The 14,599-nt window shown below is 63.6% G+C and carries 13 protein-coding genes; 12 read left to right on the forward strand and 1 reads right to left on the reverse strand.

The features are described from left to right. Window positions 1-15 precede the first annotated feature (15 nt). The 12 genes from OPIT5_18685 to OPIT5_18740 all read left to right on the forward strand — a co-directional run bounded on the left by OPIT5_18685 (window position 16) and on the right by OPIT5_18740 (window position 14,130). On the forward strand, window positions 16-3,165 hold the full coding sequence (locus OPIT5_18685; protein AHF91943.1) for a multidrug transporter: 3,150 nt from the start codon (window positions 16-18) through the stop codon (window positions 3,163-3,165). 27 nt (window positions 3,166-3,192) lie between these two features. Further along, window positions 3,193-4,623 carry a multidrug transporter gene (locus OPIT5_18690; GenBank protein AHF91944.1) on the forward strand — a complete coding sequence of 477 codons (1,431 nt, stop codon included), beginning with the start codon at window positions 3,193-3,195 and terminating at the stop codon, window positions 4,621-4,623. Between the two features lie 35 nt (window positions 4,624-4,658). Then, window positions 4,659-5,126: a hypothetical protein gene (locus OPIT5_18695; GenBank protein ID AHF91945.1), complete on the forward strand. Its 468-nt coding sequence runs from the start codon at window positions 4,659-4,661 to the stop codon at window positions 5,124-5,126. A 104-nt stretch (window positions 5,127-5,230) separates the two neighbouring features. After that, entirely contained in the window at window positions 5,231-6,043 is an 813-nt protein-coding gene (locus tag OPIT5_18700; GenBank protein AHF91946.1) for a hypothetical protein, read from the forward strand. A gap of 312 nt (window positions 6,044-6,355) precedes the next feature. Further along, a complete protein-coding gene (locus OPIT5_18705) occupies window positions 6,356-7,369 on the forward strand; it encodes an ABC transporter substrate-binding protein (protein AHF91947.1) in 1,014 nt (337 codons plus the stop codon). Between the two features lie 152 nt (window positions 7,370-7,521). Further along, window positions 7,522-8,595, forward strand: a complete 1,074-nt coding sequence (locus tag OPIT5_18710) for a nitrate ABC transporter permease (GenBank protein ID AHF91948.1) — start codon at window positions 7,522-7,524, stop codon at window positions 8,593-8,595. An 86-nt stretch (window positions 8,596-8,681) separates the two neighbouring features. Then, the gene (locus OPIT5_18715) at window positions 8,682-9,572 is read left to right on the forward strand and encodes an ABC transporter (protein ID AHF91949.1); all 891 of its coding nucleotides are present in this window, start codon (window positions 8,682-8,684) and stop codon (window positions 9,570-9,572) included. Between the two features lie 142 nt (window positions 9,573-9,714). Continuing rightward, on the forward strand, window positions 9,715-10,524 hold the full coding sequence (locus tag OPIT5_18720; GenBank protein AHF91950.1) for a creatininase: 810 nt from the start codon (window positions 9,715-9,717) through the stop codon (window positions 10,522-10,524). A 66-nt stretch (window positions 10,525-10,590) separates the two neighbouring features. After that, entirely contained in the window at window positions 10,591-11,952 is a 1,362-nt protein-coding gene (locus OPIT5_18725; GenBank protein AHF91951.1) for a glutamine synthetase, read from the forward strand. 113 nt (window positions 11,953-12,065) lie between these two features. After that, window positions 12,066-12,497 (forward strand): CopG family transcripitonal regulator, encoded by a 432-nt coding sequence (locus OPIT5_18730; protein ID AHF91952.1) that lies wholly within the window; start codon window positions 12,066-12,068, stop codon window positions 12,495-12,497. A 119-nt stretch (window positions 12,498-12,616) separates the two neighbouring features. Continuing rightward, on the forward strand, window positions 12,617-13,420 hold the full coding sequence (locus OPIT5_18735) for an urea carboxylase (protein ID AHF91953.1): 804 nt from the start codon (window positions 12,617-12,619) through the stop codon (window positions 13,418-13,420). Window positions 13,421-13,446: 26 nt separating this feature from the next. After that, window positions 13,447-14,130 carry an urea carboxylase gene (locus OPIT5_18740; GenBank protein AHF91954.1) on the forward strand — a complete coding sequence of 228 codons (684 nt, stop codon included), beginning with the start codon at window positions 13,447-13,449 and terminating at the stop codon, window positions 14,128-14,130. A gap of 63 nt (window positions 14,131-14,193) precedes the next feature. Here OPIT5_18740 and OPIT5_18745 read toward each other — a convergent pair whose 3' ends face one another. Next, window positions 14,194-14,559, reverse strand: coding sequence for a S23 ribosomal protein (locus OPIT5_18745; protein AHF91955.1), 366 nt, complete (start codon window positions 14,557-14,559; stop codon window positions 14,194-14,196). Between the last annotated feature and the right edge of the window lie 40 nt (window positions 14,560-14,599).

Consider the following 14,599-nt stretch of genomic DNA (forward strand, 5'->3'; position numbering starts at 1 on the left):
ATCCGCACTTTCATCATGGCCAGATTTTTTATCGACCGCCCGGTTTTCGCCTGGGTGATCGCCATCCTCCTCATGGGCGCCGGCCTGCTTGCCATCCGCACGCTGCCTGTTTCCCAGTATCCCGACATCGCCTCGCCACAGGTCGAAATCTCCGCCCGCTATCCCGGCGCCTCGGCCGAGACGGTGCAAAACACCGTCGCGCAGATCATCGAACAACAACTCACCGGCATCGACCATCTCCGCTACATGGAGACGCGCAGCGATTCCGACGGCAACGTCACGATCACCATCACGTTCAACAACGAGGCCAATCCCGACATTGCCCAGGTGCAGGTGCAGAACAAGCTCCAGCTCGCCACCCCGCTCCTGCCGCAGGAAGTGCAGCAACTCGGCGTCACCGTCAAAAAATCGGTCCGCAACTTCCTGATCGTTTATGGCTTCTACACCGAGGACGGCTCGCTCAACAAGGACGACATCTCCGACTACCTCGCCGCCAATCTCAAGGAGCCGATCAGCCGCATCAAGGGCGTTGGCGACGTCACGCTTTTCGGTACCGAGTACTCGATGCGCATCTGGCTCAACGCCGACCAGATGACCAACTACAACATCTCCGTCGCCGACATTGCCGCCGCCCTCGACGCGCAGAACGCGCAGATCTCCGCCGGCCAGTTTGGCGGCGCCCCCGCGATTCCCGGCCAGCGCCTCAACGCCAACATCACCATCCGCACGCGGCTCCAGAGCCCCGAGGATTTTGAAAAGGTCCTTCTCCGCGTCAACGAGGACGGTTCCCGCGTCCGCCTCGGCGATGTCGCCCGTATCGAGCTCGGCGGCGAGAGCGCCGCCATCTCCGCCTTCTACAACGGCCACGCCACTTCCGGCCTCGCCGTCAAGCCCGCGACCGGCGCCAACGCGCTCGAAACCGTCCGCCTGCTCAACGAGTACATCGACTCGCAGAAAGAGTTTTTCCCATCCGGTCTCCTGGTGACGCCCGCCTACGACACCACGCCCTTCGTGCGTCTTTCCATCGAGGAAGTCGTCAAGACGCTCATCGAGGCCATCGTCCTCGTGTTTCTCGTCATGTATCTGTTTTTACAGAACATCCGGGCCACGCTCATCCCCACCATCGCGGTGCCCGTCGTGCTGCTCGGCACGTTCGCCGTCATGGCCATTTGCGGATTCACGATCAACACGCTGACCATGTTCGGCATGGTCCTGGCCATCGGCCTGCTCGTGGACGACGCCATCGTGGTTGTCGAAAACGTCGAGCGTGTCATGTCCGAGGAGGGCCTGCCGCCGAAGGAGGCCACGCGCAAATCCATGGGCCAGATCACGGGCGCGCTCGTCGGCATTGCGCTCGTGCTCTCCGCCGTGTTCCTGCCCATGGCCTTCTTCGGCGGCGCCACCGGCATCATCTACCGGCAGTTTTCCATCACCATCGCCTCGGCCATGGCGCTCTCGGTGTTCGTCGCCGTCACCCTCACGCCGGCGCTTTGCGCGACCATGCTCAAGCCCATCCCCCGGGGGCATCACGAGGAGAAGCGCGGCTTCTTCGGCTGGTTCAACCGCACTTTCAACCGCAGCACCGCGCTTTACGCCACCGGCGTGCGCCACTCCATCCGCCGCTGGGGCCGGGCGCTCGTCATCTACGGCGGCATCACCGCGCTCATGGCCTGGATCTTCCTGCGGCTGCCCACCTCCTTCCTGCCCGAGGAGGACCAGGGCGTGCTCCTGCTCCAGGTCCAGCTCCCTGCCGGTTCGACCCAGGAACAGACCATCGACGTGCTCCGCGAAGTGGAGGAGTACTTCTTCGCCAACGAAAAGGAAGCCGTCCAGTCGGTCATGGCCGTGGCCGGGTTCAGCTTCGGCGGACGTGGCCAGAATGCCGGCTTCGGTTTCATCAAGCTCAAGGACTGGGAGGAGCGTCCCGGGAAAAACAACCGTGCCAATGCCATCGCCGGCCGTGCCATGGCGCATTTCGCCACCGTCAAGGAAGCGACCATCTATACCTTCCCTCCACCGGCCATCATTGAACTGGGAACGGCCAACGGCTTCGAGTTCCAGCTCATCGACCGTTCCAACCAGGGGCACGAAGCGCTCATGGAGGCTCGCGGCCGGCTTCTCGGTCTGGCCGGCGGGGACCCCGTCCTCTTCGCCACCCGTCCCAACGGTTTCGACGACGTGGCCGAATACCGGCTTCACATCGACGAGGAGAAAGCTTCCTCCTTCGGCCTCTCGCTCGGGCTCGTCAACCAGACGCTCGCCGCCGCCTGGGGCTCCACCTACATAAATGACTTTTCGCACCACGGCCGCGTCAAGAAAGTCTATCTCCAGGCCGACGCGCCCTGGCGCATGGTGCCCGAGGATTTCGAGCGCTGGTATGTGCCCGGGGCCGGCGGCGAGCCCGTGCCCGTCAGTGCGATCACCGAAGGTGAATGGACGTTCGGTTCGCCGCTTCTCGAACGCTTCAACGGACTGCCTTCCATCGCCATCCAGGGTTCGGCCGCTCCCGGCAAGAGCACCGGCGACGCCATGAACGCCATGGAGCGCCTCATGAAAGAGCTCCCCGCCGGTTTCACCCACGCCTGGACCGCGCTTTCCTACGAGGAGAAGCTCTCCGGGGCGCAGGCTCCGGCGCTCTACGCGATCTCGCTCGCCATTGTCTTTCTCTGTCTCGCGGCGCTCTACGAAAGCTGGTCGGTGCCGTTCTCGGTGATGCTCGTCGTGCCGCTCGGCATTGTCGGCGCGGTATTGGCCGTCTGGTTACGCGGACTGAACAACGACGTGTATTTCCAGGTCGGCCTGATCACGACCGTCGGCCTCTCGGCCAAGAACGCCATCCTCATCGTCGAGTTTGCCAAGGTGGCGTACGACAAGGGCGCCGATCTGGTCGAGGCGACGATCCACGCCTCCCGGCAGCGCCTGCGACCGATCCTGATGACGTCGCTCGCCTTCGGCTTCGGCGTGCTTCCGCTCGCCATTTCCAGCGGCGCCGGCTCCGGCTCGCAGAACGCCATCGGCACCAGCGTCCTCGGCGGTATCATCACGGCCACCGTCCTCGCGATCTTCCTCATCCCGGTGTTCTTCGTGGTCGTCACCTGGGTCTTCCAGGGCCGCCGCAAGAGAACCCCCGCCGACAGCGGCCCGAACGCAGGGAGCCCGCAATAACCCGCACAGGTTTCATCTTTCCCGCACATGCAGCGCCCACTCTTCCTCGCCCTTCCCGCCGCTCTGGTCCTCGCCGGATGCACGCTCGCGCCCGATTACGAGCGTCCCGCCGCTCCCGTCCCCGACGCCTGGCCCGCCGCCACCGCCACCTCCGCCGACGCGGGCGCCGCCAGCGCGGCCGACATCGGCTGGGCGCAGTTTTTCGGTGACCCGCGCCTGCGCGCGCTCATCGCGCTCGGCCTCGAAAACAACCGCGACCTGCGCACCGCCCTCCTCCGCGTCGAGCAGACCCGCGCCCAATACCGGATCGAAGGTTCCTCCCTCTGGCCCACGCTCGACGGCGCCGCCGACGGCACCCGTGGTCGCACGCCCGCCGACCTTTCCACCTCCGGCCGGGCCTACACCGCCAGCCAGTACCGCGTGGGCGGCGCCGCCTCCTGGGAGATCGATCTCTTCGGCCGCGTGCGCAGCCTCAGGGCCGCCGCGCTCGAAACCTGGCTGGCCACCGAAGAAGCCCGCCGCGCCGCGCAGCTCGCCTTCATTTCCACCCTCGCCACCCAGTACCTCACCGAACGCTCCGCCGACGAGCAACTCGAACTCGGCCGCCGCACGCTCGCGCTCGTCCAGGATTCGTACAACCTGATCAAACATCGCTACGACAACGGCGTCGCCACCGAGCTCGACCTGCGCACCGCCGAGGCCCAGGTCGCCAGCACCCGCGCCACCATCGCCGAATACACGCGCCTCCTCGCGCAGGCGCGCAACGGCCTCGCCTTCCTCGTCGGCGCGCCCCTCCCCGACGATCTGCCGGCCGCGCTCCCCCTCGCCGGCCAGAACCTCATCACCGATCTTCCCGCCGGCCTGCCGGCCGATCTCCTGCAACGCCGGCCCGACATCCTGCAGGCCGAGCACACCCTGCGCTCCGCCAACGCCAACATCGGCGCGGCCCGCGCCGCCTTCTTCCCGTCGATCACGCTCACCGCCTTCGGCGGCACCAGCAGCGCCGATCTCGACGGCCTCTTCAAGGCCGGCTCCGGCACCTGGAGCTTCGCCCCGCAGATCACGCTGCCGATCTTCACCGGCGGCCGCAACCGCGCCACGCTCGATGTCGCCCAAATCCAGAAACGCATCGAGATCGCCGCCTACGAAAAAGCCATCCAGACGGCCTTCCGCGAAGTCGCCGACGGCCTCGCCGCCCGCTCCTCCTACGATGAACAGCTCGCCGCGCAGGAAACGCAGGTTGCCGCCGGGCAAAGCCGCTACGACCTCTCCGACCTGCGTTACAAGGGCGGCGTGGCCGACTACCTGACCGTGCTCACCGCGCAGCAGGATCTTTTCGCCGCGCAACAAGGCCTGATCCGTTCGCGCGCGCTCCACCTCGTCAGCCTCGTCGATCTCTACAAGGCCCTCGGCGGCGGCTGGAGCGAAGCACCCGCCGCCCCTGCGGCCGACAGCTGATATTTCCCATCAATCCGCCCACCTCCCTCCTCGCCATGTCCACCGCCCGCCCACCTTCATCCGCCTCCATCGACCCCTACCGTATCCTGCGCGAGGCGCAGGTTCGTTCCGCGCAGGAGCAGCAGCTTTTTTCCGGCCGCGACTGGCTGCGTGTCACGGCTTTTGTCCAGTTCCTCACCGCCCTGTATCCGATTTACCTGTGGGTATCCTTCGACTTGCTGGACTACCGCACGGCCAGTTCCGATCCGATGATTTCAATCCTCCGTGCGGCCGCCCTGGTGACGCTCGGCATCGGGCTTCTTTTCCTGCTCCTCGCCTGGTGGGCGAAGTATGCGCCCTTCCGCGCCTCGGTTGTCGGGCTGCTGTTTTTTATCGCCTTCAACGTCTTCATCGCCGTGGCGCGTCCGCAGCACTTCATGGACGGCATCGCCTCGCGGGTGCTCGTCCTGCTCGGTCTGATCATGGCCGTGCGCACCGGCTTTCACCGACACCGGTCGGAGTGAAGACCATGACGGATGACGAATCACAGATTACGGATTTCTCAAACCTGCGCCTGCGCCGCCCCTTCGTCGTTCGTCGTCATTGATTCGTAATGATTAACCCTCCCATGAATTCTCCCGCGCTTCTCCGTCCCGAGCCCGTCCACGCCGTGCCCGATACCGGTCCGTACCACCGGGGTGGCTGGCCCGTCGCGTTTCTGTCCCTTCTGGCGACGCTCATGGCGATCGCCGGCGCCTCGCTTGTCGGGCGCCATCATCCCGCTTTTGCCTGGATCCCGGTGCTCGTTTTCGGGCTGCCCGCCTTCCGGGGCTGGTGGTGTGTATGGAAGGCCTGGCGCGACCGGAGTCCGTTGCCCCGCTCGCATTCGGTTCTCGCCGGCACGCTCGGCTTCGACCTGAAGTGCACCGGTTGCGGTGTCGCTGCCACGGCGTTTTTCCTTCACGACAAGGTGCCGGCCGGCGGTGTCACGCGGCTGCTGATCTTTTTTGAGAACTACACGTCGCGCCAGCGCCTCGTGCAGGTGCGCATCCTGCGTCATCCGGGTCTCGGCCTGGCCGAAAAAACAAAACTCCGGCTGCATCTCTCCGCCGGACAGGCCGCGGTTTACGAACTGCCGCTGCAGGTCGCTCCCGATCTCGCATCGGGCCACCACCTGTTGCCGGTGATCATCCAGGTGAGCCGCCCCAACGGCCGCGGAGCCCGCCTGCCCGGATCGCGCCGGCTTCTGGGCAACCTCCGCCGTTTCCGTTACGCGGCCCCGTTCGAGGTGACGCCGTTGCCGGCCACTCCGGAGCGGGTCGCCGGCGCGGCTTCCGGCCCGCTTCCGCCGCCGGCCTTTCTCACGCTCGCCTCGGTGGATGAGCCGTATCCGCGGCTGGAGGTTTTGCAAAAAATCATCGCCGACGCCGGAGAGAGGTGAGGAGGCTCCCGTGATCGGGGAAAACTGCTACATCATGACGGCGGCGCCCGCAGCTTCGCCCGCCTCGTCCAGGGCGGTGCCGCCCGCATGGCGGGAGTGGCCGTCTGACGGCTTTGCTCCCGGCGGCCTGCGAACTCACGTTCGCAGCTAGCAGCTACGGGAAATGGACGTTGCCGGAAATGAAGGCTGCTCCGCCGGTCCGCAGCGTTCTCCTGTCATATTTTTGGCATCGCCCACAGATGGCATACGGCATGCTCAGGAAAAGGTGCGTAACACAAAACGTAAAAATCGTAACACTAAATCACGTCATCTATGCGCCTGCCACGTACGTTTCGTTTCCTTGTCTGCACCGTATCCGCGCTTCTCTGCGCGGCTTCTGCCTTTGCCGCCGCTCCCCTGAAAATTGCCTACTCCGACTGGCCGGGCTGGACCGCCCTCGCCATCGCGGAGCAAAAGGGCTGGTTCCGGGAGGCCGGCGTTGATGTCGACCTTCTCTGGTTTGAATATGGTCCGTCGATGGAGGCGTTCACGGCCGGCAAGGTCGATGCCGTCACCATGACCAACGGCGATGCGCTCGTCACCGGCGCGGGCGGCGCCAGGAACGTGGCCATCCTCGTCACCGATTATTCCAACGGCAACGACATGATCGTCGCCCGCCCGGGCATCAATTCGCTCAAGGAGCTCAAGGGCAGGAAAGTCGGCATCGAGGTCGGGTTTGTCGTGCACCTGCTCCTTCTCAACGGGCTGAAAAAGAACGGCCTTTCCGAGTCCGATGTCGAACTCGTGCCCACGCCCACCAACCAGACTCCGCAGGTGCTCGCTTCCGGCCAGGTGGATGCGATCGGCGCCTGGCAACCCAACTCCGGCGAGGCGCTCAAAGCCGTGCCGGGTTCGAAAGCCGTGTATACCAGCGCCGACGAACCGGGCCTGATTTACGACATGATTGCGGTGACGCCGCAGAGCCTCGCCCGGCGTCGTGCCGACTGGGTCAAGGTGGTACGGGTGTGGGACAAGGTGGTGGCTTACCTCGCCGATCCCGCGACGCGGGAAGACGGCATCCGGATCATGGCGGCCCGCGCCGGCATCGATCCGAAGGAGTACGCGAAGTTTCTCCCCGGCACCCGCCTGCTCACGCTGGCCGAGAGCAGCAAGTTTTTCAGCGCGAAGACCGACAGTTTCGACTCCCTCGTCGGCTCCTCGAAGATCGCTGACGAGTTCAATGTGAAAAACGACGTCTACAAGGAATCGCAGGACGTCGCCGCCTACCTCGATCCCTCGCTGACCCTCGAGGCGCTGGCTGCCCCGCCTGCGGCGGGCGGGAAGTAATTGGCAGTTGGAAATTTGAAATTTGAAGTTGGAAATTTGAAGTTGGTCGCCGGCAGAGTCGCATGACCGGCCGTCTGTAACCAATTAAAAACTACAAACTGCCGACTATAAAATTCAAACTACAAACGACAAACTTCAAATTTCGAGCACGCATGTCCCGTCCACACTGGTTTTCCATTCGCAAGGAGCTGACGCCGCGCCGGCGCTGCCTCCTCGGCATCCTCGCCTTCGTGCTGCCGCTCGCGGTCTGGAGCGCCGTCAGTTATGTGCCCTGGATCTGGCATCCGATGGTCAAGGTCACGGATGCGGGTGACGTCGCCTGGCTGCGGGTCGGGACGCTGATCGAACGGAAACAATTTGCCGAGGCCGCCGCGGCCACGACGCTCGCGGGCGAGCGCGCTCCAAAGGGTTATCGGGCCAATCCGATCTATCTGCCTGCTCCGCATGCGGTAGGGCGGGCGCTCTACACGGCCTTCACGACAAAACCGGTCCTTCGCGGCGATCTCTGGCTGCACGAAAGCCTCGGGATGAGTCTGCGCACGATCTTCTGGGGTTTTGTGATCTCCTCCGCCGCCGGCGTGCCGCTCGGCATCCTCTGCGGAGCCTTCGCTTCGGTGTCGCGGACGGCCGAGCCGTTCGTCGACTTTGTCCGTTACATGCCGGCGCCCGCCTTCGGCGCGCTGATGGTGGCGATCTTCGGCATCCATCTCGAACCGAAGATCGCCATCATCGTCATCGGCACGTTTTTCCAGCAGGTGCTCGTCGTCGCCAACACCGTCCGGAAAGTGGACTGCGGCCTGCTGGAGGCGGCGCAGACGCTCGGCGCGAAACGCCGTCACCTCGTGCTCCGCGTGCTCGTGCCCGCCAGCCTGCCCGATCTCTACAACGACCTCCGCATCCTGCTCGGCTGGGCGTGGACGTACCTGATCGTGGCCGAGGTCATCGGCGTGAGTTCCGGCATCACTTTCTTCATCAACCAGCAAGCGAAGTACCGGAATTTCGACAACGTGTATGCGGCCATCGTCATCATCGGCATCATTGGCCTGGCGACGGATCAGGTGCTGGCCTTCATCGGCACGCGTCTTTTTGCCTGGAAAAACCCTCGCCGCAGCCGGCTGCGTGCGCTCGTCATCGGTTTCCTCAAGGCCGACGGCGTGCTCGTCAAAAAATTCAATCGCAATGCGGGTAGACCGGCCAGGGCGGCCGGAGCGGTCGGCGGTTTGTAGTCGAAAACCGGCGACAACCCGTCCGTCCGGCGCAACCAACTGCCCGCTGTCAACGACCAACTCCCAATCGCCAACTGCCATCTTGCATGACCCTTCCCGATTACCGCATCCAGACCCCCGCCGTCGCCGCCCGCTTCGCAAAGATCCGCGAACGGCCCGTGGTGCTCAGGGTCGAGAACCTCGGCCGCGAGTTTCCCGGCGACAAGGGACCGGTCGTGGCGCTGCGCGATGTCTCGTTCGAGGTGCATCGCCGCGAATTTGTCTGCGTGATCGGACCGTCCGGCTGCGGCAAGTCGACCCTGATCCGGATGATCGCCGGACTCGACGAACAGACTTCCGGCCGGTTGCTCGTGGATGATCGCGAAGTGTGCGGCCCTGGTCCGGATCGCGGCATGGTCTTCCAGAGCTACACACTCTTCCCGTGGCTGACGGTGCAGAGGAATGTGATGTTCGGTCTGGAAATGAAGGGAGCTGCCTCCCAGGAAGCGGAGGCCGAGGCGCGCCAGTGGATCGATCTCGTCGGCCTTACGAAGTTTGCCCACTCGTACCCGGCGCAGCTTTCCGGAGGCATGAAGCAGCGTACGGCCATCGCCCGCGCGCTCGCCGCCAACCCGCGCATCCTGCTCATGGACGAACCGTTCGGCGCGCTCGACGCCCAGACGCGGGCGCAGATGCAGGCCCACCTGCTCGAAATCTGGCGCAATGTCGACGTGACGATCCTTTTTATCACTCACGATCTCGACGAAGCGATCTTCCTCGCCGACCGCATTCTCGTGCTCAAGGCCAACCCCGGCGAGGTGCAGGAAGTGATCGAGGTGTCCGTGCCGCGCCCGCGCCGGCTCGACCAGCTCAATTCTCCCGAGTTCCTCGCCACCCGGCGCCGGCTCGACGAACTCATCCATCCGAAATCCGCCCTTCACGAACAGGAACATCTGCCCATCGTCCGGCTCACGCAGGTGGGAGACGACGTGGAGTAAACGGAAAGGAAGTTTGAAGTGGGTAGTTGGAAATTGGCGACGAGCCGACGGCTGCTGCCTGTCCCTTTGCCTCCGCTCGTCGCGCTTTCCGCAAGACACCCACTTCAAACTGCCAACTTCAAACTTCAAATTTCATCGCACCATGCCCGCCCGTTCTCCATCCTCGCCCGTCTTCTGGTCCGCGCTCACATGGCCGGAAATCGCCGCACTGCCTGCCGCCGGCATGGATGCGGTTTTGTTGCCATGCGGAGCCACCGAGCAGCACGGCCCGCATCTCGGCACCGGCATGGATACGGCGTTGGCTTCCGATGTCTGCGCGGAGGTTTCGGCGGCGACCGGCGTGCCGGTCCTGCCGGCGCTCGCCTTCGGCTGCTCGTTGGGTCACTCGCAACGCTGGCCCGGCACGCTGGCACTGCAACCGCAGACGCTCATCGCGCTGGTGACCGACCTCGGCGACTGGCTCTTCGCGGCCGGCTTCCGGCGTCTCTTTCTCGTCAACAGCCACGTGACGAATGCCGCGCCCTTGCGCTGCGCGCTGGAAATCCTGCGCAGCCGGCACGACGGGTTCATGGTGGCGGTGCTCGATACCGCCGAGGTCAGCCCGCGGGTGCGTGCCGCCTTTTTTGCCGACGCGCAGGACTGGCATGCCAACCAGGCCGAGACCGCGCTGATGATGGCGCGTGCGCCGCATTTCGTTCGCTCCGACCTTTGCCGGACCTCTGACGATCCCGACCGCACCGCCGGCCTCGTCTTCGCGCATCCGGTCAACCGCACGAGCGCCAACGGCGTGACCGGCTGTCCGAGCCGGGCAACCGTCGCCCAGGGGAAAAAACTCTTTCGCCAGATCGTCACCGACCTTTCCCGCCTCGTCCGCCGCGGCCTCCGCGAGCGCCCGCCTTTCGACACGCCCTGGAGCCAGGCTCAATCCCGAAAACAGAACGTATCCAAATAAAACTACAAACTACAAATTACCAACTGCCAACTACCAACTTCAAATTTCAACCTTCCAACTCCCATCATGAAATCAGACCAGGAAATTCTCGCCCTCCAGACCGAACTCGGAGCCAAGGGTGTCAGGTATTGCGTAGGCGCCTACGTGGACATTCACGGCGTGCCCAAGGGCAAGTTCGTGCCGCTGGATCATTTTTTGCATTTTGCCCACGGCTCGGAGCTTTATACCGGCTACGCGCTCGACGGCCTCGGCCAGTCGCCCAACGACGACGAGATCGCCTCACTGCCCGATCTCGACCGAGGCATCGTCCTGCCGTGGCGACCGGAGGTCGCCTGGTTTCCGGCGGACAACACGTTTCATGGCGCGCCCTACGAGATCAACACGCGCGTCGCCCTGAAAAAGGTGCTCGCCGACGCCGCCTCGCTCGGCTTCGGGTTCAACCTCGGGATCGAGTGCGAGACCTATATCGTGAAGCTCGACGAACGCGGCGGCCTGACCATTCCCGATGCCGACGACCAGCTCGCCAAGGCCTGTTACGACGTGCGCCACTTCATGAATCGTTTCACGTGGCTGGACAAGGTTTCCGGCGCCATCAACCGGCTCGGCTGGGATCTTTATTCGCTCGATCACGAGGACGCGCCCTCGCAATTCGAGTTCGATTTCAAATACGCCGACGCGCTCACCATGTGCGACCGTTACGTGTTTTTCCGGATGATGGCCAAGCACTACGCTGCCGAGGAAGGGTTGCTCGCCACGTTCATGCCGAAGCCGTTTCCCGACAAGACCGGCAACGGCGCGCATTTCAACATGTCGCTCGCCGATCTGGAGACCGGGAAAAACGCGTTCGCCTGCGCACCGTCCGACGATCCGCGCGGACTCGGACTCACGCCGCTGGCCTATCATTTTATCGCCGGCATCCTGCGCCACGGCCCGGCGATCTGCGCGGCGATGGCGCCGACGGTCAACAGCTACAAGCGCCTCGTGCGGCGCGGTCTCATGAGCTACTATTCGTGGGCGCCGGTCTTCAACAGCTTCGGCACCAACAACCGCACCAATTCCGTGCGCGTGCCGATGGGCGGCGGCCGCTGCGAAAGCCGCAACGCCGACTCCTCGTGCAACCCGTACCTCGCCGCCGCGCTCGCGCTCGCCGCCGGCCTCGAGGGCATTCGTGAAAAACTCGACCCCGGCCAGCCGCAGGAGGACAACCTGTACGAACTTTCCTCCGCCGAACTGGCGGCCCGCGGCATCCGCCCTCTCCCGCAGACCCTGCACGAGGCCGTGGAAGCCTTTGCGGCCGATCCGTTCACGGCGCATGTCCTCGGCCAGGGGCTGCGCGACGAATTTGTCCGCTACAAGAACGAGGAATGGCGCCAGTACCACCAGCAGGTCAGCCAGTGGGAAATCGATCGTTACGCGAGGATGTTTTGACGCGACGGGGAAGTTGGCATTTTGAAGTTGGAAGTTTGTCTCCGGCCGCGCGTCCGGTTTTCTGTTACCGACTTCGAAACTCCGGCTTCCACTTCCACTCCACCACTTCACCGATGTCCAGATCCGACAAGATTGTCCGCTTCAGCGTTTCACTTCCTGAAAGTCTCCTCACCGAGCTCGACACGATGGTGCAGCGACGGGGTTACCAGAGCCGTTCGCAGGCGGTGGCCGCATTGACACGCGAGGGTCTGGTGGAATTTGCCAGCCAGCTCGGCACCGAATCGGTCGCCGGCACGATCAGCCTGGTTTACGATCACACCCAGAAAGGTCTCCAGTCGCAGATCGCCGCGATCCAGCACAAGTATTACCTGATGATCGTCTCCAGCATGCACGTGCACCTCGAGCACCACAATTACCTCGAAGTGCTGCTCGTCCAGGGGCGGGCGCAGGATCTCCAGAAACTCACTGACGAACTGGTGACCTGCCGCGGGGTGAAAAACGGCAAACTCAACCTCACTGCCACCACCATCCCCCCCTTGCTGTAAGGAAGCAGCGGCCAAAAACAGCCACCCCGCAAAAAAAATGCGCAAAAACCGTCCGATCGCTCACGCCTGGCATTCATCGTGCAGTAACACGATTCGAATAAATCGTAACACTGAACGCCATGCCTCTGCTCACACCGCCTGCTCCGTCGGGCACCTCGTTCGACACACCGCGTCCGGCCGGCCCCGCGCCAGCTCCGCTTGCCGAAATCCCGTCCGACCGCCTGCTGCTGGAGGAAACCCTTCCCGGCGGGGCCGCCTGGTCCTGGACGGTGAAGCGGCACACCACGCTGCGCCTGACCGCGCTCGAAGCCGGCGCCAATGTCTCGTTTCTCTGTTTCAACCGTCACGACCTGATCGACCGTTACAACATGGCGGATACGCTCAAGGGCCAGCACACGGCGAAGCTCACCACCGGCTACATTCTGGTGTCCGACATGGGCCGCGTGATGATGTCGATCACCGGAGACACGGTCGGGTGGCATGACGCGATCGGCGGCCATGACAACGCCGCTCTCGTCCGGAAAAAATGGGGTGAGAAAAATTACCAGACCGCTCGCAATCGCTGGCACCAGAACAGCCGCGATCATTTCCTGATCGAGCTTGGCAAGCACGGGCTCAATCGCCGCGACCTCATCGCCAACGTCAATTTTTTCAGCAAGGTGACGGTCGATGACGAAGGTCGCATGCACTTCGTGCCGGGCAATGCGAGCGAAGGCGACTTCATCGACCTGCGCGCCGAGATGGACCTGCTCGTCATCCTGACGACCTGTCACCATCCGATGGATACCGCTCCGGAGTATGGTCCGAAGCGGGTGAAGCTTCAGCTCTGGCGTTCCGATCCCCCGGCGGCCGACGACTGGTGCCGGAAGTACCGGCCCGAAAACGAGCGGGCGTTTTACAACACGGAAGTTCTCTACCTCTGAATCATCGCCATCCGTTTCCATTTCCAATGAGCACACTCAACTACACCGAAAGCCGGCTTTCCCCCGAAGACGCCATCTATCGCCACAAGATCCCGGCTGGCGATTTCTGGATAAACGAGATCCGGGCGGGGCAGACGTTTCGCATCGTCGATCTCGAGGGAAACCAGGCGGTCGACACGATTTTTTACCGGGCCGACGATTTTACCGAACGCTACAGCGCGCAGGATACGATCCGCGAGCAGGGATCGATCTATCTGACCACCGGCACGCGGCTGATGTCCGGCGAGGGCCGCGTGATGCTCACGATCACCGCCGACACCTGCGGACGGCACGACACGCTCGGCGGCGCCTGCGCCTGCGAGAGTAACACGGTCCGTTACGGACATCGCACGAAATACATGCACGCCTGCCGGCAGAATTTCCTCCTCGGCCTCGCCTCCTGGCCCGGCGCCGCGTATGACCTCAACAAGCGCGACATTCCGGCCAACATCAACTTCTTCATGAACGTCCCCGTGACGCCGGACGGCGGCCTTCAGTTCGAGGATGGTGTCTCCGCGGGCGGCAAGTACGTCGAGATGCGGGCCGAAATGGATGTTGTCTGTCTCATCTCCAACTGCCCCCAGCTCAACAACCCCTGCAACGGCTGGAATCCTACGCCTGTCGAGGTGGTTATATGGGAGGCCGATACCGGAGAGGCGACAGGCGAGTAGTTGGCAGTTCGAAGTTGGTAATTGGTCGTCGGAAAAATGTAATTTAAAAGTAATGACACGCGTTTACTCATGCGGTTTCAGTGAGCGAAGGTATGCGTTTAATGCAGGGGGCAGCTCATCCATCAGCTTATGCAAAGACCGTTTTTGATCCCTCGTCAGCAGTCGGCGCTTGTCTGCGCGCCGCAGAAAATACCGGACTTCGTAAAGCGAGCCGCGGGCTGTTCGCACAAATCGCTGATTGTCCACCGGCGACGCCCGTCCGTATCCCTCCGCGATATTGGCGCCGACGCTGTCCGCTGCGCGGACCAGTTGATTGCCGACAGTGCTTCGCGCAAAGGCTTCCCATGGGATCACGACGTCCCAGACCATATCGGCCAGTTCCTCAGCCATTCCGTAAACACGGAGTTCATCCAATGCGAATTTAGCCATGGCAGGATATTTGCCTCCCCGACCCTTGCCCCGCCAACAC

The sequence above is a fragment of the Opitutaceae bacterium TAV5 genome (assembly GCA_000242935.3).
GTDB lineage: Bacteria > Verrucomicrobiota > Verrucomicrobiia > Opitutales > Opitutaceae > Geminisphaera.

Excerpts from the sequence above, each read along its gene's own strand:
- OPIT5_18720 (AHF91950.1), top strand. The coding sequence starts at position 9,715 with ATGCCCGCCCGTTCTCCATCCTCGCCCGTCTTCTGGTCCGCGCTCACA.
- OPIT5_18690 (AHF91944.1), top strand. The coding sequence starts at position 3,193 with ATGCAGCGCCCACTCTTCCTCGCCCTTCCCGCCGCTCTGGTCCTCGCC.
- OPIT5_18695 (AHF91945.1), top strand. The coding sequence starts at position 4,659 with ATGTCCACCGCCCGCCCACCTTCATCCGCCTCCATCGACCCCTACCGT.
- OPIT5_18710 (AHF91948.1), top strand. The coding sequence starts at position 7,522 with ATGTCCCGTCCACACTGGTTTTCCATTCGCAAGGAGCTGACGCCGCGC.
- OPIT5_18715 (AHF91949.1), top strand. The coding sequence starts at position 8,682 with ATGACCCTTCCCGATTACCGCATCCAGACCCCCGCCGTCGCCGCCCGC.
- OPIT5_18735 (AHF91953.1), top strand. The coding sequence starts at position 12,617 with ATGCCTCTGCTCACACCGCCTGCTCCGTCGGGCACCTCGTTCGACACA.
- OPIT5_18745 (AHF91955.1), bottom strand. The coding sequence starts at position 14,559 with ATGGCTAAATTCGCATTGGATGAACTCCGTGTTTACGGAATGGCTGAG.
- OPIT5_18705 (AHF91947.1), top strand. The coding sequence starts at position 6,356 with ATGCGCCTGCCACGTACGTTTCGTTTCCTTGTCTGCACCGTATCCGCG.
- OPIT5_18685 (AHF91943.1), top strand. The coding sequence starts at position 16 with ATGGCCAGATTTTTTATCGACCGCCCGGTTTTCGCCTGGGTGATCGCC.
- OPIT5_18740 (AHF91954.1), top strand. The coding sequence starts at position 13,447 with ATGAGCACACTCAACTACACCGAAAGCCGGCTTTCCCCCGAAGACGCC.
- OPIT5_18700 (AHF91946.1), top strand. The coding sequence starts at position 5,231 with ATGAATTCTCCCGCGCTTCTCCGTCCCGAGCCCGTCCACGCCGTGCCC.
- OPIT5_18730 (AHF91952.1), top strand. The coding sequence starts at position 12,066 with ATGTCCAGATCCGACAAGATTGTCCGCTTCAGCGTTTCACTTCCTGAA.
- OPIT5_18725 (AHF91951.1), top strand. The coding sequence starts at position 10,591 with ATGAAATCAGACCAGGAAATTCTCGCCCTCCAGACCGAACTCGGAGCC.